We start from the raw sequence: 4,365 nt of genomic DNA on the forward strand, positions 1-4,365 counted from the left end.
TTCTCTCTCATGATATTGACAAACTTCTTGCCCTTGTGGAATGAAACAGCCCTGCCCTTAAAAAGGGGGACTTTGATTCCGGTTCCCCCCTTAAAAAGGGGGGTTAGGGGGGATCAATAAGTGCATAAAATCACAGCCAACCACTTTTCAAACAACCTCTTAAAGACTTATTGCAGATATTTATGGAAATAATCATTAGACTTGTCGCTAAGGGACTTGCGAAAAAAATTAAAGATTCATCACCTAAATGAAATATGCTGTAACTATTCAAGCAAACTTGATTATAAGTTTTGAGATTAAATTAGAAGATTTCTAAATACCTTATTATTAGCTACATATGTTTCAACGAGTTTTGATTTGCACAGACTTTTCCGACGGTTTGCATCGTCTAATACATTTTGTTTCTAGTCTTGCGCTTACGGGGATGAAGCAAATAGTTTTTCTGCACGCTGTTCCATTATCGGAAAGAGGCATTATTCCACAAGTCGATAGTGAAAAAATAGAACAAGCTCAAACTCGATTAGCAGAAGCTGTTGGCGAAAGCCCCACTGATGTAGAAGTAAAAATAGAAGTTCAATCGGGAAAGGCTGTTGATACCATACTTAAAGTTGCCCAAACCTATCGATCTCAATTAATTATCCTGGGTTCTCAAAGTCGCAGCTTACTCACGGAAAAATTGGTGGGTAGTACGATGGCTAACTTATCTCGTCGAACACCTATTCCCTTACTGGTACTGCGTCCTCAGTTAATTTGTGCTTATACTTCTGAGGAATTAATACTCCGTTGTCAGCACCTTTTCCGTTCTGTGCTAATTCCCTACAACGGTACTCAAGAGGCGGATTATTTGTTACAACAAGTAAAGCAATTGGCTCAACAACAATCTGGTAGATATCTACAACAATGCAAGCTTTGCTGGGTTTTAGAAGATACTGGTCGTCGAGAATTACCAAGGAAAATCTTACCACAGCAGGCTGAACAAACTCTATCTCAGATTAAAGCTGATTTGGAGGGGATAAATTTACAAGTAGAGATAGAAGTTCGGGAAGGATACTCTGTCACCGAGGTTTTAGAGGCGGCTGCAATGGGTGATATTAGTGCGATCGCAGTATCTTCAGGAACGATAGGTAAACTACAAGAATGGTTGGTTTCTAGTTTTACAGCTGAATTATTACGTTTTAGCTGGTATCCCGTACTCTTTTTTCCAAGCCAACGTGGCTAAACCTGTGCTACAGACTTAGCTAGCCGCTATCATCAGCTTCCACTAGCTTTGCGTTGGCGCAGGCTTTACGGCAGAGCTACGTAATCACCGGAGGCATCGCTTGTAGTTTGGCACAGTTACTTACGTCAAAAATCTTCATCAAAATTCCATTACGATATATCGTGATATATTCAGACATATCGTATATTAGAGAAAGTTGATTTGAGATTGATTTATGTTTAGAAACTTTCGGTCACGCTTTGGCGCACCTGCATGGGCAGGAGTTGGCGAAGATGATTCATTGCTTGTCAAGTCTTGGTTTGGGCATGGCAAGCATCATGGTAGAGATCATGACAAGCACTTTGGCAATGAAATGTTTGGTCGTGGTTGGGGAGATGAATATCGAACTCGTCGGGGTGACATCAAGTTCATCCTGCTGGAATTGTTATCCGAGCATCCTAGTCATGGTTACGACCTGATCAAAGATGCAGAAACTCGCTATGGTGGTTTCCGTCGCCTCAGCCCTGGCTCAGTTTATCCAACGCTCCAATTGCTGGAGGAAGGGGGTTATCTCAAGAGTACACAGGAAGGTGGCAAGCGGATTTACACGATTACCGATGAGGGTAGACAATTATTAGCAGAACGTTCCCAACAGAATACTTCAGACTCTCCTTGGGATACTTTCAAAAGTTTCGTCAAAGGTAAACCCCAAGAGTTTATTGAGTTGCGGAATGCTGCAACAGAATTAGCTGCTGTTGTGGTGCAGGTTGCTCGTAGTGGCAATATAGAGCGCATAAATCGGGTGCGTGAGCTTTTAGAGCAAGTTAAACGGGAAATTTACGCGATTCTTGCCCAAAAATAAGTAGAGACGCGTTAGCAAATTCGTGTCTCTACTCTCGATGTTCTCAGATTTTATGCTTACAAATTAGAAGTGATCGCACTCAAATCTGGTTCAATGAGTGAGTTGAGCAATGTCCACAACTGCAAATCAGTAAAATCTGGAATTGCCATAAATGCGCCGATTTCCTGTAAAACTTGGGGATCGTGGGTGGAGGCGATGCCAATGGTGCGGATATCTGCGCCCACCGCCGCCCGAATACCAGAGGGAGAGTCTTCTAAAGCGATCGCTTCCTCTGCTCTAATTCCCAACTTATTCAAAGCGACTTGGTAGGGCGCAGGGTCGGGTTTACCAGCAATACAATCATCCGCTACAACAATTGTATGGAAAGCTTCTTTTATTCCCAAAACCTCTAGCATAAATTCTGCATTTAATCTAGGGGCATTAGTTACTAATGCCCGCTTTAACTGATGTGTCTCTGTCCATTTTAGTAGTTCAGAAAATCCACTTAGCGGTTTTAGATCCGGGGCGAGTTTGCGGAAAAGCGCCTCTTTTTCGTCTGCAAATTTTTGCCCTTCTGCTATTGATAATTGTGGCAAAATATCCTTAACAATTTCTGGATTTAGCCGCCCACTAATTCGGGATTTATAAAATATTTCGTCAATTTCTATGCTGTAATTTAACAGCATTTCCTGCCAAGCTCGGTAGTGTATAGGGTCAGTGTTGACAATAGTGCCGTCTAGGTCAAAGAGAATTGCAGCCAGCATGATTTTTGGGTAAAATGTAAATAATTGTTAACTTAATTTAAATAGTTTACATCGTTTTTTTGTGCTTATACAAGCTATAAATTAATCTGCTAAATCCTAAAATCTATACTGGATAGGGCATATCAGTAGAGCCTATCAACAAACTAACGTATAATTGATAACCTTCTGTGTAAGCAAATGCTAACCGCTACAAACTTTTTTCGCGTTGATGATTTACTAGTGCAGATTTACAACTCTGAAGTCGAAATGGCCCAGGATGTTGCCGAAATCGCGCAAAAGCATTTACAGCAAGTTCTTAATCTTCAGGAGACAGCCGCTGTATTGTTAGCAACAGGTAACTCCCAACTCAAATTTCTCGATGCTTTGATTGCATTGGGTGGTGTAGATTGGTCAAGGATTATTCTGTTCCATCTAGATGAATATTTGGGAATTACTGCTGACCATCCTGCGAGTTTCCGGCGCTATATGCGAGAACGTGTAGAGAAGCGGGTTGCTCCTAAAGAATTTCACTATATAGAAGGTGATACATTGCAACCAGTAGCAGAGTGCGATCGCTACACCAAACTACTCCTTGCACAACCAATTGACTTATGCTGTCTTGGTGTTGGCGAAAATGGACATTTAGCTTTTAACGATCCGGCAGTAGCAAATTTTCAAGATCCTTACAGTGTGAAACTAGTGAAACTGGATACAGCTAACCGTCAGCAACAAGTAAGCACAGGTCACTTTCCGAATCTAGAAACTGTCCCACAATATGCTTTTACTGTCACCATCCCGACGATTTGTTCAGCTAAAAAAATTCTTTGCCTGGCTCCAGAAAAACGTAAAGCGAATGTGGTAAAAGAGATGTTGCAAGGAGCTATAAATACAAATTGTCCGGCTTCTATTCTCCGTCAGCAATCCCAAGCTACGTTATTTTTGGATGTAAATTCTGCTAGTTTACTTTCTTGAACTTATCTCTGAATTCTCAGAGGATGTTTTAAAAGTCTTTAGTGATGTATTAAAAATCAAGCTCGTGGAATTCACTGTCAATATTGTCATAAAATTTTCTCCGCCAACAAATTGAATCTAGCCAGTTCATATTTAAACAAAGCTTGAGATAGCGTACTTGCCTGCTTTATAGCGAGCGCACCCTTTATTTGGCTGCAATTTTCCCTTGCATCTAAGCCTTAAATGAAATAGCCCTGAGTAATAGATGAAACAGGAGACAGGAAAAAAGGTAGAAAGACTGATTATGTAGCCAGGCAATATTTAGGGAGTGTCGGAAAAGTCGACAATGGTAACGTTTGCAGTCAATGCTTATGGACTTTATTCTAATATAACTTTTCCTTTATTTAAGTGTAAAAATATTCAAACCAAAAGGGACGCTAAAATCAGGAGATAAATATAAAACTAAAATAGAGTTAGCATCAGAAATTATTACAGAAATGGAATCATGAATTCGGATGGAAAAGTACTTGAAATAATAAATAATTTGCGTCTCATTGCCAAACCACTATTATTATCAAGAAAGGCAGATAGCGCAGCGTTAGCGAGTCCGCGTTCGCTTTTAGCGTCTCGTA

4 protein-coding genes and 1 pseudogene are annotated in these 4,365 nt (G+C 40.5%); 4 read left to right on the forward strand and 1 reads right to left on the reverse strand.

Features of this window, described 5'->3' with window-relative positions; genetic code table 11:
• Positions 1–337 precede the first annotated feature (337 nt).
• Both VB740_RS35965 and VB740_RS35970 read left to right on the forward strand, forming a co-directional pair.
• Positions 338–1,219 (forward strand): universal stress protein, encoded by an 882-nt coding sequence (locus VB740_RS35965; RefSeq protein ID WP_323204581.1) that lies wholly within the window; start codon positions 338–340, stop codon positions 1,217–1,219.
• A gap of 214 nt (positions 1,220–1,433) precedes the next feature.
• Positions 1,434–2,060 carry a PadR family transcriptional regulator gene (locus VB740_RS35970; protein WP_323204582.1) on the forward strand — a complete coding sequence of 209 codons (627 nt, stop codon included), beginning with the start codon at positions 1,434–1,436 and terminating at the stop codon, positions 2,058–2,060.
• Positions 2,061–2,116: 56 nt separating this feature from the next.
• Here VB740_RS35970 and VB740_RS35975 read toward each other — a convergent pair whose 3' ends face one another.
• Positions 2,117–2,803 carry an HAD-IA family hydrolase gene (locus VB740_RS35975; protein ID WP_323204583.1) on the reverse strand — a complete coding sequence of 229 codons (687 nt, stop codon included), beginning with the start codon at positions 2,801–2,803 and terminating at the stop codon, positions 2,117–2,119.
• A gap of 177 nt (positions 2,804–2,980) precedes the next feature.
• Here VB740_RS35975 and VB740_RS35980 point away from each other — a divergent pair, with 177 nt between their 5' ends.
• Both VB740_RS35980 and VB740_RS35985 read left to right on the forward strand, forming a co-directional pair.
• Positions 2,981–3,754 carry a glucosamine-6-phosphate deaminase gene (locus VB740_RS35980; RefSeq protein ID WP_323204584.1) on the forward strand — a complete coding sequence of 258 codons (774 nt, stop codon included), beginning with the start codon at positions 2,981–2,983 and terminating at the stop codon, positions 3,752–3,754.
• Between the two features lie 237 nt (positions 3,755–3,991).
• A pseudogene (locus VB740_RS35985) lies at positions 3,992–4,233 on the forward strand (transposase); the annotation flags it as partial.
• Positions 4,234–4,365 lie beyond the last annotated feature (132 nt).

It is taken from the genome of Nostoc sp. UHCC 0251, assembly GCF_034932245.1.
Taxonomy (GTDB): Bacteria; Cyanobacteriota; Cyanobacteriia; order Cyanobacteriales; family Nostocaceae; genus Nostoc.

Bases quoted from the DNA above. Each gene is read 5' to 3' on its own strand.
- VB740_RS35975 (WP_323204583.1), bottom strand. From the start codon at position 2,803: ATGCTGGCTGCAATTCTCTTTGACCTAGACGGCACTATTGTCAACACT.
- VB740_RS35980 (WP_323204584.1), top strand. From the start codon at position 2,981: ATGCTAACCGCTACAAACTTTTTTCGCGTTGATGATTTACTAGTGCAG.
- VB740_RS35970 (WP_323204582.1), top strand. From the start codon at position 1,434: ATGTTTAGAAACTTTCGGTCACGCTTTGGCGCACCTGCATGGGCAGGA.
- VB740_RS35965 (WP_323204581.1), top strand. From the start codon at position 338: ATGTTTCAACGAGTTTTGATTTGCACAGACTTTTCCGACGGTTTGCAT.